Source organism: Kitasatospora setae KM-6054, from assembly GCF_000269985.1.
Lineage (GTDB): Bacteria > Actinomycetota > Actinomycetes > Streptomycetales > Streptomycetaceae > Kitasatospora > Kitasatospora setae.
In genome coordinates, this window is record NC_016109.1 from 8,156,885 (window position 1) to 8,171,305 (window position 14,421).

The following is a 14,421-nucleotide window of genomic DNA, read 5'->3' on the forward strand; positions in this document are numbered from 1 at the left end:
TACCCCGGGGCCGACGACCGGATCGTTGAGGAGGTCCGCTTCGAGCTGTGGCAGTACCTGGGCGAGCTCGAACGGGCCCTGCGCGCGATGGAGCGCTGGTGAGGAGGACGCGGAGGGCTTGGCGGGATCTTGATGGCCATAGGCGCTCACGCCACTCGTGGGGGGTGGAGGCGAGGCGGAAGACTCAAGGTCGTCGCCACCGGGCCGGGAAACCAGGAAGGCCCACCGGACCCCGCACCGCCGGGGACCTGTGTCGCCGCCGCAACCTGTGCCGCCCCGCCGCACCACCAGAAACGAGGCACCCCATGTCCGCCACCGCCACCGTCAGCGCCACCGCCGTCACCAGCGCGGTCCTGAACGTTCCCGCTGCCGACCCGGCCGAGGCCGCCGCCCACTACGCGGCGCGGCTCGCCTTCGAGGCGGACGTCTCCGACGTCCACGCCGACCTGGCGGCCGGGGTGCCCGGGATCGTGGTGGTCGACACCCGCAGCAAGGCCGCCTGGGACCAGGGGCACATCCCCGGGGCCCTCCACCTGCCCACTGCGCGGATCGCCGAGCTCGCGCCGGGGAGCATCGACCCGGCCCTGACCGTGGTCACCTACTGCTGGGGCCCGGGCTGCAACGGCGCGACCCGGGCCGCGCTGGCCTTCGCCCGGCTCGGCTACCGGGTCAAGGAGATGCTCGGCGGCTTCGAGTACTGGGCCCGTGAGGGTTTCGCGTACGACACCGCCGGCGGCAGCGAGCAGCGCCCGGTCGACGACCTGACCGCTCCGCGCTCGGGCATCTCCTGCGCCTGCTGAGCCCTGCTCAGCCCTGTGGAAACCCGGCGCGGTCCGCTGGCCGTCCAGCGGACCGCGCCGGAAGGCTGCTGGGAGTCAGGGCCGGTAGGCGGCGGTCGCGGCCTCGACGAAGGAGTGCAGCAGCGGGTCGGTCCGGCTTTCCGGCCAGGCCACCACCACCCGGCTCGGGGGCAGGTCGGCCAGCGGGACCACGGCCAGTTCGGCGGGCAGGTCGTGGCCGAGCGGGGCCAGGCCGACCGTCCCGCTCCACAGGACGGCCTGCAGGCACTCCTGGACACCCCGCACCACCGGGCCCTCGCGCGGGACGCCGCCGTGCCAGTACGACTGCCAGCGGACGTCGGTGCCCGGCGGGAAGCTGAACCAGCGCCGGTCGGCCAGCTCGGCCAGCCGCAGCCGCTCGCGGCGGGCCAGCGGGTCGTCCGCGCGCAGCACCACCCCCACCGGGTCGGACCGCAGCACCCGCACCGCCAGGCCGTCCGGGTCGAACGGTGCCCGGGTCAGCGCGACGTCGACCAGCCCCGCGCGCAGTCCGCAGGTCGGATCGGTCAGGTCGGTCTCCCGGACCAGCACGTCCACGCCGGGGTGGTCACGGCGGAACGCGGCCGCCAGCCGGGCCACGCCCGGGTCGGTGCCGTCGCCCAGGAGGCCGACGGTCAGACCCGCCCGCCCGGCGGCCGTGCCGACCCTGGCCCGGACCCGGTCGGCCCGGGCCAGCAGCTCCCGGGCCTCCGCCAGCAGCACCGCCCCCGCCGGGGTCAGCGCGACGCCCGCCGGGGAGCGGACCAGCAGCGGCGTGCCGAGGTCGTCCTCCAGCCGCCGGACCGCCCGGCTCAGCGGCGGCTGGCTGAGGTGCAGGCGGCGGGCGGCCCGGCCGAAGTGCAGCTCCTCGGCGACCACCACGAAGTAGCGCAAGGTCCGTAGCTCCACGCTGCGACGATACCCATCCGGTATCGGCCGTGCGGAACGGGTCTTGGACAGCGGCCCGGCCCCGGCGGTGGACTCGTGGGGCGCGGCCGGTCCGGCCGGCGCCGACGACGGGCCCGGTCGACCGGGCCCCACGGACGGACGGGAACCATGGACATCGCCTACTGGACCCTCGCGGACCCGCTCGCCCTCTTCTACGCCTACGCGGGCACGCTCAAGCTGCTGCGCGACCCCGAGCGGCTGCGCCCGATGATGGCCTGGGTCGACCGCGTCCCGCGCCCCGCGCCGCGCGCCCTCGGCGCGGCCGAACTGTTCGGCGCCGCGGGCCTGCTGCTGCCCCCGCTGACCGGCACCGCCGGCTGGCTCGCCCCGGCCGCCGCGAGCGGGCTGCTCCTGCTGCAACTGGGCGCGATACCGGTCCACCTGACCGGCGGGGACCGGCGGATCGGCCTCAACCTCGCCCTGCTCGCCGTCGCGGCCGGCTGCCTCGCGCTGTCGCTCTGAGCAACCGTCAGGTGGCTTGCAGGGGACGGGCCGGGGACGGGCCGGGGCAGTCAGGGGCTGGCAGGGGTCACAGGGAGCCGGATCAAGAACGGGACGGAGAACGGTGGAGAATAAATGAGTTGGAGGGGCCGCCGGAGGTTGCTACTGTTCGGATCGCCGTGAACGGAAACGAGGAGGTGAGTTCCCCATGAGAGCAGGATCCAGGCGGGTGCTCCCCCCTTTCCCACGGTGCAACGACTGACACAGGTGTCGTCGGGAGCGCTCGCGTGACAACGCAGGCACTCCCGAAAGGCGAAAGCCATGAACACTGACAACACCGTGCAGATCGCCCGGGTCGACGAGACCCGGTGGCAGGCCCTGGCCGACGGCGTGGTCGTCGGCCACGCCGACGTCTCCGTCCGCCCCGACCGCCGACACTTCGTCAGCGTCGACGTGTGGGACGACGCGGCCTTCGAACCGCTCGCCGCCGCGATGCTCGCCGCCCTCCCCGCCACCCCGCTGCGTACCCTGGTCGAGGGTGGTGACACCGACGCGGCCGCCCGCTGGGAGCGGGCCGGGTTCGTCCCCGAGCGGCGGGAGTGGGAGTACGTCCTGTCCACCGCCGTCGACCTGCCCAGTCCGGCCCCGGACGTGGCCGTCCTGCCCGCCGGGACGGCCGACGAAGGCCGGCTGCGGGTGCTGGACCGCGAGATCCGGGCCGAGGTCGCGGCCGGACCCGGTTGGCACACCATGCCCGCGGAGGTTCGACCCGGCCCTCCGGGGGACACTCTCATCGACCCCTCGCTGTACGCCGTCGCCGTGCACCAAGGCCGGTACGCGGGCCTGGTCCGGGTGGTCCGCGGTCACCGCGGCCCCGCCCGGATCGGCCTGCTCGCCGTCCGCGCCGCCCACCGGCGGCACGGTCTCGGCCGCACCCTGCTCGCGCACGCCCTGCACACCCTGCACGAATCCGGCACCGCCACCGCCCGGGCCGAGGTCGACCAGTCCCACGCCGCCGCCACCGCCCTCTTCGAGGGCCTCGGCGCGCAGCGGGCCGGCCACGTCCTGCAACTGATCCGCGACTGAACGCCACCGATCACCACCGGCCACCACTGGTTACCACCGGCCTTCACCGGCCTTCACCGGGCGGCGCGGACCGGCGTACCCGGCAGACATCCCGCTCTTCCCACCAGAGAATCGAGACCACTCTTGCCACGAGTAGCAAAGGGCCTGGAACTCGAGGGCACCGTCCTCGAATGCCTGCGCAACGCCACCTTCAAGGTTGAGCTGCAGAACGGCCACCAGGTACTGGCCCACATCAGCGGAAAGATCCGCAAGAACTACATCAAGATCCTCCCGTTCGACCGCGTCCTGGTCGAGCTCAGCCCGTACGACCTCACCAGGGGACGCATCCTGTTCCGCTACCGCAACTGACCCGCGCTCAGGCCCCGCCATCCCACGGGTCCCGTGGGTCCCGTGGGCCCCGCGCACGTCCCTCCTGGGTCAGGAGACCGCCGCCAGCAGGCCCGGGAGGGCGTGGACGGAGGGGATCCGGTGCGCGGGGGGAACGTCGGGGGCGGTGTCGGCCGTGCCGGCGGCGTCGGCGGGGGTGATGAGCAGGGCGGGGATGCCGGTGCGGCGCGGGCCGTGGTAGTCGGGGGCGGCGGAGTCGCCGATGAACCAGGCGTCGGCGGGGGAGAGGCCGAGGCGCTCCAGGGTGGCCCGGTAGATGGACGGGTGCGGCTTGCGGTGGCCGGTGTCCACGGACAGCACCACCGCGTCCATCAGGTCGAGCACGCCCAGATCGTCCAGCAGCGCGGGCACCATGGTCGGGCTGTGGGTGTTGGAGACGACCGCCAGCCGGTACTGCCCGGCCAGGGTGCGCAGCAGCTCGGCGACGCCCTCGACCGGGCGGATCGCGGCGCCCCACTCCGCCAGGTACGCGGCCACGAACCCGGCGACCTGGCCCTCCGTCGGCGCCGCGGGCAGCGTCTCGGTGAGGAAGGCGGCGGTCAGCTCGTCCATCGAGAACTCGCGTTCGTCCGCCGCCGTCTCCCGGTCGAAGCGCGCGCTGACGGCCGACCAGGCGGCGAGGAAGCCGTCGTAGTCGAGGGTGGAGCCGAAACCGCGCAGCAGCGCGTGCGAGCGCGGGTAGCCCTGTTCGGTGCGGCTGGGCGAGTAGTCCACCAGGGTGCCGAAGAAGTCGAACAGCAGGTGGGTGGGGCGACGAAGATCATCCATCGGGGGAGTCTGCCGGAACCGGCCGCACCGCCGCCCGCCGTCGTCCCGAAGTGTGGGACACCGCACATCGGGACGGTACGCGTTGCCCCGGTCGCGCGCCGGGTGGAAGAGTGCCGGGCATGGTGGCAGACGCGCAGGTCAGCGGAGCGGACGAGGCTCCGCAGCGGGTGTTCGACTGGCTGGACGGGGCCGCGGCCGTCCGCGACGCCGCCGGGCTGACCAGGCGGCTGCGCAGCCGCCCCGCCGACGACCCGGTGCTCGACCTCGCCTCCAACGACTACCTCGGCCTGACCCGCCACCCGGCCGTCACCGCCGCTGCCGCCGAGGCCGCCCTGCGCTGGGGCGGCGGCGCGACCGGCTCCCGGCTGGTCACCGGCACCACCGAGCAGCACACCGCGCTGGAACGCGAACTCGCCGAGTTCTGCGGCTACCAGGCCGCCCTGGTGTTCTCCTCCGGCTACACCGCCAACCTCGCCGTCCTCACCGCGCTCGCCGGCCCCGACACCCTGATCGTCTCCGACGCCCACAACCACGCCTCGCTGATCGACGGCTGCCGCCTCGCCCGGGGCCGGGTCGCCCGCGCCGCGCACTGCGACCCCGCCTCGGTGCGCGCGGCCCTCGCCGCCCGCGCCGAACCCCGGGCCCTGGTGGTCACCGACTCGGTCTTCTCGGTCGACGGCAACGCCGCCCCGCTGGCCGGCCACCTCGCCGCCGCCCGCGCGCACGGCGCCGCGCTGGTCATCGACGACGCCCACGGCCTGGGCGTCCTCGGCCCGGGCGGCGCGGGCGCCGGGGCCGCCGCCGGCATCGCCGGACAGCCCGACGTGGTCGCCACCGCGACGCTCTCCAAGTCCCTCGGCTCGCAGGGCGGCGTCGTCCTCGGCCCGGAACGGGTCATCCGCCACCTGGTCTCCGCCGCCCGCACCTTCATCTTCGACACCGGCCTGGCCCCCGCCGCCGTCGGCGCCGCCCTCGGCGCGCTGCGCCTGCTGCGCGCCGAACCCGGCCGGGCCGCCGACGCCCTCCGGGTCGCCCGCGAACTCGCCGACCGGCTCACCGACGCCGGCCTGGACGCCTCCGCCCCCGACGGCGCGGTGGTTTCCGTCCGCGCCGACGATCCCGAACACGCCGTGCGCTGGGCCGCCGCCTGCCGGGGCGAGGGCCTGGCGGTCGGCTGCTTCCGCCCCCCGTCCGTCCCCGACGGCGTCCCGCGCCTGCGGCTCACCGCCCGCGCCGACCTGACGGCCGAGCAGGTCGCGTTCGCGGCCGGCGTGGTGCTGAAGACCCGCTGAGGCCCGTGAGGCCCGTGAGGCCGGGCCGTCACGCGTCCGGGGCGGGTCGGGCCCCGGACCCGTGGCGGCCCCGGAGCGGGCGGGCCGGACGAGGACGCCCGCCCGCTCCGGGAGCGCGGGTCAGCTGAAGACCACCTGGTCGACCGTCCAGAACGCCGAGTTGGTGCCCGTGTAGCGGAACTGGAACCGGGCCGTGGACGCCCCGGCCGGCACGGTCACGTCCAGGTGCTCGACCGTGTTCAGGTCGGCCCGGTAGGACTTCACCAGTTGCGCGGCGCCGCCGTCGAAGGACACGTACACGTCGCCGGTCTGCGGGCCGTCGACCTTGTAGTCGGTGGCGAAGGACAGCGTGCCGCGGGTGCGGCCCGCCACCGGGTAGGCCGGACTGACCAGCGTCGAGTCGAACTGGCCGGCGCCGTGGGTCTTGTCGTCCCACTCGTCGGAGTCGGCGACCGCGAACACGTTGCGGGCCCGGACGTTGGTCTCGCGGCTCTGGCCCAGCTGCGCCGCCGTCCAGAACTCGTCGGTGGCGAACGCCCAGCCGCGCCACTCGGTGACGCCGCCGGTGGGCATCCGCGAGTTGTCGATGGTCCAGCCGGCCGGCGGGGTGTGGGTGAAGCCCTTGACCGTCGAGCCGATGCCGGTCTCGTCGACCCGGGTCTGCAGGCTCGGCCGCAGCGCGTCGAACTCGTCCGGCGCGATCTCGTCGACCGGCTTGCCGTCCAGCCCCCAGGCCGGGTCGATCGGCGCGCCCTCGTGCTTGAGCACGGTCGGCGCGATGTCGACCGGCTTCACGTCGTAGCGGCGCGCCCCGGCGGCGTGGCCCCGGCCGTTGAGGACCATCCAGGTCTGCCGCTCGTTGGCGCTGTTGCCGCCGTGGCCGCCCGCGTCGGTGTGGCCGTGGTCGGTGGTGACCACGATCAGCCAGTCCTCGGCGGCGTACGTGGCGCGGGACTTCAGCGCGGTCAGCACCTGCCCGAGCAGGGCGTCCGCGCCGTGGATCGCCGACAGGTACTGGGCGGACGCGCCGCCGTACGAGTGCCCGGCCTCGTCGACCTCGTCGAAGTGCAGGAACACCGAGTCCGGGTTGCCGTGCGCCAGGTAGTCGGCGGCGTCCGAGGCGGTCTTCGCGTCGTTCTCGCTCTCCGGGATCCGCAGGTCGGCGGTGCCGTTGAAGACGTTCGCCGTGATCGGGTTCCAGGAGCCGATCACCAGCGTCGAGTTCGACGGGTCGGCGGCCTCCAGCCGGCTCGCGTAGTCCGGGTACAGGTCGAAGCGCGAGCCGGTGAAGTTGTTGTCCAGCACCTTGTGCTTGTCCGGCCACACACCGGTCGCGATGGTCGACCAGCCCGGCCCGGAGAGGGTCGGCGCCAGCGGGTTCGCGTACAGGTTGGACGTCGCCGTGGTGCCCGACGCCATCAGCGCCTTCAGGTTCGGCGCGTCCGCCGCCGCGATCTTGTCGTACCGGGTGCCGTCGATGCCGATCACCAGCGTCTTGGCCTGCTTGCTGCCGTTCGGCAGGCCGTTGTAGGCGCCGGTCGCCGCCACGGCGGACGAACCGCTCAGCGGTACCAGCGCGGCCGCGACGACGGCCGCGGCGGAGAGGGAGAGGGCCATGGTGGAACGGGAGTTGCGCACGGGGGGCTCCCAACGGGAAAGCGACGCGGTGCGGTTGCACCGGCAACCGAGGATGGGCCGGGCGGGCGAGCGCGAGCCCGCACCGAATCCACGGTTGTATGAACAAGCGTCAAAATTCAGTCCAGACCAGTTATCGTTCCGTGATGATTCGCCGACGATGCGAGTGGTGGCGGAAGCAAGCGGAGGACGGGGCGGGCCGGACGCTCGGGGTCGGGGCCGGACGTTCGGGGCCGGACACTCGGGGGGAGGGCGCTCGCTACGCTGGGGAGGTGAACCACGCCGCGCCCCGCACCCCCCTCGCCCCCGCCAGGTCGGGGGTGCCCGAGCACGGCCGGGTGCCCAAGTACTACCTGGTCAAGGCCGAACTGGAGGAGCTGATCGGCGAGCTGGGCCCCGGCGGCCGGCTGCCCACCGAGGCCGGGCTGGCGGAGCGGTACGGAGTGGCCCGGGCGACCGTCCGGCAGGCGCTGCGGGACCTGCTGATCGAGGGGCGGCTGCGGCGGCAGGGGCGCGGCACGGTGGTGGCCGGGGCGAAGATCGAACAGCCGCTGTCGCTGGCCAGCTACACCGAGGGCGTCACCCGGCAGGGCCTGCGCCCCGGCCGGACCCTGATCGCGCTGGACCGGCTGCCCGCCGACCCGGTGGCGGCGGAACGGCTCGCCGTCCCGGCCGGCGAACCACTCTGGCACCTCGAACGGGTGCTGCGCGCCGACGAGGAGCGGGTCGGGTTGGAATCCACCTACCTGCCGGTGGCCCGGGTACCCGACCTGGCCGCCGAGTTCGACCCGGCCGGCTCGCTCTACGAGCACCTGCGCGAACGCGGCGTGCGCCTCGCCAGAGCGGAGGAGCGGATCGAGACCGTGCTCGCCACCCCGCGCGAGGCACTGCTGATCGGCACCCCGCCCGCCCTCCCGATGCTGCTGCTGCACCGCCGCAGCCGGGATGCCGACGGGCACCCGCTCGAACTCGTCCGCACCCTCTACCGGGGCGACCGGTTCAGCTTCACCCTCGACCTGACCGCCCCCACCACCGATTGACGGCGGAGGGGGGACGGGGACGCGGGCAGGGGCGGGAACGCGGGCGCGGACGCGGGCGCGATCGCGGTGATCAGAGCGCCGACAGGAACAGCAGCAGGACGAACGGGGCCGCGCCCCAGGCCAGTCCGCGCAGCACGCCGCGTCGCACCGTCCCGTCGGCGGGCAGCGGGAGGCGCGGCGCGGCGGCCGGGGCGGCGGCCTGAGAGCAGTCCGGAGAGGGGCTCGGGGCGGGAGGGCGCCGGGGGGAGTACGGCAGACCCATCCGGACGCCGGCCGTGGCCAGCGCGGGCGGCAACAGGGTGGAGGCCAGCCAGAGCGGGTAGACGAAGCCTGGGTCCCGGTTGGACACCGGGTCGTGGCCCGAGGCGGGCGCGATCCCCGCCACCGGCCAGGCCAGCAGCGCCACCAGCGCCCCGAACAGCAGCGCCACGACGGCCCCCGCCCACACCGCGCCCACCGGCCGGGTGCGGTACGCCGGCGCCGCCGTCCGCAGCAGGCTCCCGGCCGCCACCGCCGCCGCGTACCCGGCGAACACCGCGAGGCCGTCCCCGCGCAGCGCCGCGCGCGCCCCGTCCGCCCAGGACGCCCCGGCTGCGGCCGCGCCGAAGCCCCACGCGCCGGCCACCGCCGCCGCCAGGACCAGGGGCACCACGCCGGGCGCCGCCGTCCGCACCGCCGAGTCGCTGCGCGCCGAGTCGCTGCGCGCCGAGTCACTGCCCGCCGAGTCGCTGTTCGCGGTGTCGCCGTCCGTCGTGCTGCCGATCGCCATGGCGGGCACGCTACAGCGCCCCGTGCGGGCGTGACCAGGCCGGGAGGCCGATGGTCACCTTGCCGAACGCGGCCCCCGACGCGTAGTGCCGGAAGGCGTCGGCGGCCCGGTCGAAGGGGAACGAGCGGTCGAGCACCGGGTGGAGCCGGTGGCGTTCGAGGAAGGCGTTCAGCTCCAGGAACTGGGCCCGGCTGCCGACGGCCAGCGCGCGCACCGTGGCGCCGGAGCCGAACAGCGCCCGGGGGTCGAGCGGCGGGGCGGTGTCCGAGACGAAGCCGACGCAGGCGACGTGGCCCGCGACCCGTACCGCCCGCAGCGACTGCTCCAGCAGGCCCGCCACGTCGACCACCCGGTCCGCGCCCCGGCCGTCCGTCAACTCGCGGACCCGGCCCGCCCAGTCGGGGACGGTCCGGTAGTCGATCACCTCGTCCGCGCCCAGCTCGACCAGCCGGCGGGCCTTGGCCGGGCCGCTGGTGGTGGCGATCACCCGCGCCCCGAGCGCCCGGCCGAGCTGCAGTGCGAACAGCGAGACCCCGCCCGACCCGAGGGTCAACAGGGTCTGTCCCGGACGCAGCCCCACGCCGTCGCCGGTCAGCGCGTTCCAGGCGGTGACGGCCGCGCAGGGCAGCGTCGCGGCCTCCGCGAAGGACAGGTGCGCGGGCAGCGGCACCAGCGAGTCGGCGTCCAGCAGGGCGAGTTCGGTGAGCGTGCCGTCCAGCGAGCCGCCGAGCTGCGCCAGGTGCCGGAGGTCGAACGGCCCGTCCCGCCAGCTCGGGAACACGTTGCCGGCCACCCGGTCGCCGACCCGCACCGCCGTGACGCCGGGCCCGACCGCGGCCACCACCCCCGCGCCGTCGGCGACCGGCACCACGTCCGGCTTCACCGGCAGCACGTAGTCGCCGCGCAGCACCATCAGGTCGCGGAAGCTCAGCGACACGGCGCGGACGGCGACCAGGGCCTGCCCGGGCCCCGGCTCCGGATCCGGGTGCTCGCGGAGCGTGAGGCCGTCGATCCCGGCACCGCTGTCGAGGTGGTAGCTGCGCATGGGCTGGTTCCTCCGGTGGGCTGGAGAGCAGTAGATAGAACGGTCGGTCTATATGGGGCGTGAATGTATAGACCGTTTGATCTACCGGTCAACCCCTGGCAGGCTGACACCCATGGCCACGGCGAACGGGACGGACAGGACCGACAGGACGGGTGCGGCAGGCGCGGCGGTCGGGCCCGGGCCGCGCGAACGACTGCTCGCGGCCGCCCAGGAGCTGACGTACCGCCACGGCATGGGCGTCGGCGTGGACGCGCTGCTCAAGGGCGCGAACGTGGCCCGCCGCTCGCTGTACGAGCACTTCGGCGGCAAGGACGGCCTGATCGTCGAAGTGCTCCGCCGCAGCACCGCCGAGGATGCCGCCGACTACCGGCGCACCCTCGGCGCGGCCGGCGACGACCCGCGCACCCGGCTGCTCGCCGTCTTCGACCGGCTCGCCGTCGTCGTCGCCGCACCCGGCTTCCGCGGCTGCCGCTACCTCGCCGCCGACCTCGCCCTCACCGACCCCGAGCACCCCGGCCACGAGGTCACCCGCCGCTACCGCGAGCAGGTCGCCGCGCTACTGGCCGACGAACTGCGCGCCCTCGGCCACCCCCGCCCCGACCGCGCCGCCGCCCAACTGCTGCTGCTGATCGACGGTGCGATGGCCGCCGCGGCCACCCGCCCGGGGACCGAGCCGGTCGCCGTCGCCCGCGAAATGGCGGAACGCGTGCTGGCGGAATCCGTGCCGCCGGAAGCCGTCCCGGCCGAATCCGCCCCTGCCGAATCCGCCCCGGCCGAAGGGGAGTAGCCGGGCCGAGGCGTCGCGGGGGAGCGGGGCGGCGGGCTCACGGCCCTGCCGTCGCCGGCTGCCCCGCGCCTCCCTCGCTCGCCTCCGCGCCGGAACGGCTGCGCGCGGCCTGCGCGGAGGCGGAGGCGGCGCCCCTCGCCGAGGCCCCCGAGGGGCCGCTGGGCGGCGACGGGCTGCCGGGGCTCCGTACCTGCCGGAACCCCTCTGCCTCAGGGGCGGAGGGCGACCGCCCCGTAGCAGGAGGCGCCGGCGTCGCTGATCCGTTCGGTGTCGTCGTCGGGGGACGGGTTCCAGCGGGGGGTGGCGACGATGCCGGGGTCGAGGACGTCCCAGCCGGTGAAGAAGCGGCCGAACTCCTCGCTGGTGCAGGACGCGACGGGCGTTCCCGCGGCGGTGTAGACCTGGATCAGCCGGGCGGTCTCGTCCGGGGCGAAGTCCGGGGTGAGGTGGCTCATCACGAGGGCGGAGCCGCTGGGCAGCCGGTCCTTGAAGTACTCGGTGATCCCGTGGGCCCGGCCGGGGACGAAGTGCAGCAGGGCGTTCATGCTGAGCGCGATCGGCCGGTCGAAGTCCAGGGTGCGGGCGGCGGCCTCCAGCAGGGCCTCGGGTTCGCGCACGTCGGCCTGGACGTAGGCGGTGACGCCCTGGTCGGTGCCGCGCAGCAGCGCCTGGGCGTGCAGCAGGACGATCGGGTCGTTGTCGGCGTAGACGACCGTGGCGTCCGGCGCGACCCGCTGGGCGACCTCGTGCAGGTTCGGCGAGGTCGGGATGCCGGTGCCGATGTCGAGGAACTGCCTGATGCCCCGCTCGGCCAGCAGCCGGGTGGAGCGGCGCATGAAGGCGCGGTTGGCGCGGGCCGCGGAGCGGGCGTACGGGAAGACGGCCAGCGCGCGCCCGGCGGCCTCCCGGTCGGCGGGGAAGTTGGTGGTCCCGCCGAGGTAGAAGTCGTACATCCGGGCCGAGTGCGCCAGGTGGATGTCGAGGTTGACCTCGACCCCGGTCTCCAGTCCGGCCCCGTCGGCCGTGCCGTGTGCGTCTGCCATCTGCTCCCCCTGATCGCCCGCTGGTCTTCCGTCGTGCTTCCGTCGCGCTGCCGTCGGTCTTCCGCTGATCTTCCGTCGATCGCACCCACTATGCCCATGCGGGCGAACGGGCAATCAAGGGCTTCGACCGGGTTCGGTGGCCGCCGTGACCGAAACGGTCGGTATCGATCTCATATCGCCAATGAACGTTCAGAGTTGAAGATGGGCAGCTTGTCGGTTCGAACGACTTATGTCTGATCTTGAAACCCCTTGTGCCGGATTAGCATCTGGACACCTGATGCGTCTTAATGTTCCTCCAGGGGACGCGAGTTCCCCCGCCGCGCCGACGGTCCGGGAAGGAGGAACGGCATGAACGAGAGCGACCGGGCAGTCGGAGACCGGCACCGGCTGACGTTCGACGCGTTCTGCGACACCCACCAGCGGACGTGGTCCGGCTTCGCCGGCACCCGCCTGCGCGACACCGCCACCGCGCGCGAGGCCGTGAACACCGCGAAGGACCGGGTCTGGCGGGAGTGGCCGCGGATCCTGCGCGACCAGTACCCGGCCTTCCAGGCCTGGACGATCCTCAAGGAGGAGGTCGCCGCCGCCCTGCTGCACCGGATGATCGACGGCGGAGCGATACCCCTCGAACCCCACGGGTCCCCCGAGCCCGTCCCGCACTGGGTCGGCGCCCTGCGCGCCGCCGCCGAACGCGCCCGGCACCTGCCGGAGACCGGCGTCGGCCACGAGCGGATGTACGCTGCGCTGTGTGGGCTGTCCGAACGGCGCCACGACGTCATGGTGTTGCGCTACCTGCTCGGCCTGACGGACACCCAGATCGCCGACTGCCTGGCCACCACCGAGGCCCACGTCCGCTCCACCGCGTTCCAGGCCCTGGACCGCCTGGCCGCCGCCCTCGGCGGCGGCCACCGCGAACGCCGGGAGTACCGGGACCAGTGGTGACCCACGGTGGCCGGTGACGGGCACGCGGAACCACCGAACACCGCACCACCGAACGCGAACCCAGCACCGCAGAACGCGAACGCAGGACCACTGAACGCAGTACGACCGAGCGCGGCACTACCGGCCGCAGGACGACGGACGGACGGGGGAACCAGATGAGCGCCGGGAGCGACAGCCTCCACTCACCCACCCGCTCCGCGCCGCCGCGCCCCGACGACGAGGGGGTGTCCTGGGAGCGGCTGCTGACCGCCCCGCGGCCGTTCCCGTCCGAGAACCTGCAGGCCGCCCACGAGTTGGACCTCGCCGCCTCCCTGGTCCTCGCGATGCCGACCGCCGCCGCCTCGCTCGACCTGCTGGTCAACGACCGGCGGATCCACCCCGAGGGCGCCCTCGTCCTCGGCGCGCTGCTGCACACCGCCCGGCACCGCGACGCCGCCCAGTTCTGGTGGCAGTTCGCGGCCGGCGGCGGCTCCTACACCGCCGCGTCCTGTCTGAGCCTGCTGCACCGCAGCCTCGGGGAGTTCCTCGACGCCGAGCTCTGGCGCCGCCAGGCCGAGGCCCTCGCCACCGGCCCCCGCCGGCCCCCGCGCGTCCTGGGGGTCCGCGACGCGCTGCTGCCGGCCGGGGTCCTCGCCGAGATCCTCACCCTCTGCCACGAGGGCCTCGACGTGAAGCTCCCGCCCCGGCTGGCCGCCGTCATCCACCAGCTGCCGGTCGACTGCGACGACCCCGAGTACGGCGAACTCCCGCAGGTCAGCAGCACCCTGGTCCGCGACCTGGCCGGCTGAGGGCGCCCCGCGCGCACGACCGCTCCCGGCTCGCCCTCGTCTACGAGGGCCTGGACGACTGGGGCCTGCGCGGTGGCTGACGGTGCCTCGCGGCGGCGGTTGGCGGTGGTTCAGCCCTCGATGTCCAGGGCGGTGCCGTAGAGGCGGGTGACCCGGAGGCGGACGACCACCCGGCGTTCGGCGACCAGTTGGGCGAAGAACGCGTTCTCGTCGGCGGGGCGCAGGTCGGGCGGGAACATGGCGAGGAGTTCGCGGCCGACCGCGTCGCCGGGGACGGTGGTCGGTGCGGAGACCTCGGCCTCGCCCTCGGCGACGGCGAACGACCAGACGTCCTCGCCCTGGACGTGCAGCGAGGCGTGCGGGTTCGCGCGCAGGTGGGCGACCTTGGCGCGGTCGTCGGTGCTGGAGAAGCGCAGCGTGCGGGCGGGGGCGTCCCAGCCGTAGAGCATGGTGGTCAGGTGCGGGTGGCCACTGCGCCGGACGCTGGCGAGGGTGCCGAAGCGCTGGCGGGCGAGCAGGTCGGAGAGGGCGTCCTCGGAGAGCCTGCGGGGCGGTACGGATTTGGTCATGACGTGAGCAACGGCACCGGTGGGGCGGATGTTCCTGACGGGGGCTCGCAAGGATTTCGGACA

At 74.7% G+C, this 14,421-nt stretch carries 16 protein-coding genes; 9 read left to right on the forward strand and 7 right to left on the reverse strand.

The features are described from left to right. Positions 1–305: 305 nt before the first annotated feature. Complete coding sequence (locus KSE_RS35470; RefSeq protein ID WP_014140220.1) at positions 306–800, forward strand: rhodanese-like domain-containing protein; 495 nt, start codon at positions 306–308, stop codon at positions 798–800. A 75-nt stretch (positions 801–875) separates the two neighbouring features. Here the strand turns inward: KSE_RS35470 and KSE_RS35475 are convergent, their stop codons facing one another. Further along, complete coding sequence (locus KSE_RS35475) at positions 876–1,727, reverse strand: LysR family transcriptional regulator (RefSeq protein WP_014140221.1); 852 nt, start codon at positions 1,725–1,727, stop codon at positions 876–878. A gap of 147 nt (positions 1,728–1,874) precedes the next feature. On the opposite strand from KSE_RS35475, the gene KSE_RS35480 reads away from it, so the two are divergent. The 3 genes from KSE_RS35480 (at position 1,875) to infA (ending at position 3,641) form a co-directional block, all read left to right on the forward strand. After that, the gene (locus tag KSE_RS35480; protein WP_014140222.1) at positions 1,875–2,228 is read left to right on the forward strand and encodes a DoxX family protein; all 354 of its coding nucleotides are present in this window, start codon (positions 1,875–1,877) and stop codon (positions 2,226–2,228) included. 300 nt (positions 2,229–2,528) lie between these two features. Next, entirely contained in the window at positions 2,529–3,293 is a 765-nt protein-coding gene (locus tag KSE_RS35485) for a GNAT family N-acetyltransferase (protein ID WP_014140223.1), read from the forward strand. Between the two features lie 123 nt (positions 3,294–3,416). Beyond that, the gene (gene infA, locus KSE_RS35490) at positions 3,417–3,641 is read left to right on the forward strand and encodes a translation initiation factor IF-1 (RefSeq protein WP_014140224.1); all 225 of its coding nucleotides are present in this window, start codon (positions 3,417–3,419) and stop codon (positions 3,639–3,641) included. Positions 3,642–3,710: 69 nt separating this feature from the next. Here the strand turns inward: infA and KSE_RS39125 are convergent, their stop codons facing one another. Next, positions 3,711–4,448, reverse strand: a complete 738-nt coding sequence (locus tag KSE_RS39125) for an HAD family hydrolase (protein WP_014140225.1) — start codon at positions 4,446–4,448, stop codon at positions 3,711–3,713. A gap of 119 nt (positions 4,449–4,567) precedes the next feature. On the opposite strand from KSE_RS39125, the gene KSE_RS35500 reads away from it, so the two are divergent. Next, entirely contained in the window at positions 4,568–5,740 is a 1,173-nt protein-coding gene (locus KSE_RS35500; RefSeq protein WP_051055559.1) for an 8-amino-7-oxononanoate synthase, read from the forward strand. A gap of 120 nt (positions 5,741–5,860) precedes the next feature. On the opposite strand, the gene KSE_RS35505 is transcribed toward KSE_RS35500, so the two are convergent. After that, positions 5,861–7,378: an alkaline phosphatase family protein gene (locus tag KSE_RS35505; protein WP_014140227.1), complete on the reverse strand. Its 1,518-nt coding sequence runs from the start codon at positions 7,376–7,378 to the stop codon at positions 5,861–5,863. Positions 7,379–7,647: 269 nt separating this feature from the next. On the opposite strand from KSE_RS35505, the gene KSE_RS35510 reads away from it, so the two are divergent. Beyond that, positions 7,648–8,415, forward strand: coding sequence for a GntR family transcriptional regulator (locus KSE_RS35510; protein WP_014140228.1), 768 nt, complete (start codon positions 7,648–7,650; stop codon positions 8,413–8,415). Between the two features lie 70 nt (positions 8,416–8,485). Here the strand turns inward: KSE_RS35510 and KSE_RS42505 are convergent, their stop codons facing one another. Both KSE_RS42505 and KSE_RS35525 read right to left on the reverse strand, forming a co-directional pair. Then, entirely contained in the window at positions 8,486–9,184 is a 699-nt protein-coding gene (locus KSE_RS42505; protein WP_014140229.1) for a hypothetical protein, read from the reverse strand. A gap of 10 nt (positions 9,185–9,194) precedes the next feature. Then, positions 9,195–10,229, reverse strand: a complete 1,035-nt coding sequence (locus tag KSE_RS35525) for a zinc-dependent alcohol dehydrogenase family protein (protein ID WP_014140230.1) — start codon at positions 10,227–10,229, stop codon at positions 9,195–9,197. 112 nt (positions 10,230–10,341) lie between these two features. Here KSE_RS35525 and KSE_RS35530 point away from each other — a divergent pair, with 112 nt between their 5' ends. After that, entirely contained in the window at positions 10,342–11,016 is a 675-nt protein-coding gene (locus KSE_RS35530; protein ID WP_014140231.1) for a TetR/AcrR family transcriptional regulator, read from the forward strand. A 209-nt stretch (positions 11,017–11,225) separates the two neighbouring features. On the opposite strand, the gene KSE_RS35535 is transcribed toward KSE_RS35530, so the two are convergent. Beyond that, on the reverse strand, positions 11,226–12,059 hold the full coding sequence (locus KSE_RS35535) for an SAM-dependent methyltransferase (protein ID WP_014140232.1): 834 nt from the start codon (positions 12,057–12,059) through the stop codon (positions 11,226–11,228). A gap of 348 nt (positions 12,060–12,407) precedes the next feature. On the opposite strand from KSE_RS35535, the gene KSE_RS35540 reads away from it, so the two are divergent. Next, positions 12,408–13,001, forward strand: a complete 594-nt coding sequence (locus KSE_RS35540; protein ID WP_014140233.1) for an RNA polymerase sigma factor — start codon at positions 12,408–12,410, stop codon at positions 12,999–13,001. Between the two features lie 155 nt (positions 13,002–13,156). After that, positions 13,157–13,789 carry a hypothetical protein gene (locus tag KSE_RS35545; protein ID WP_014140234.1) on the forward strand — a complete coding sequence of 211 codons (633 nt, stop codon included), beginning with the start codon at positions 13,157–13,159 and terminating at the stop codon, positions 13,787–13,789. Positions 13,790–13,899: 110 nt separating this feature from the next. Here the strand turns inward: KSE_RS35545 and KSE_RS35550 are convergent, their stop codons facing one another. Next, positions 13,900–14,358 (reverse strand): pyridoxamine 5'-phosphate oxidase family protein, encoded by a 459-nt coding sequence (locus KSE_RS35550; RefSeq protein WP_014140235.1) that lies wholly within the window; start codon positions 14,356–14,358, stop codon positions 13,900–13,902. Positions 14,359–14,421: the final 63 nt, after the last annotated feature.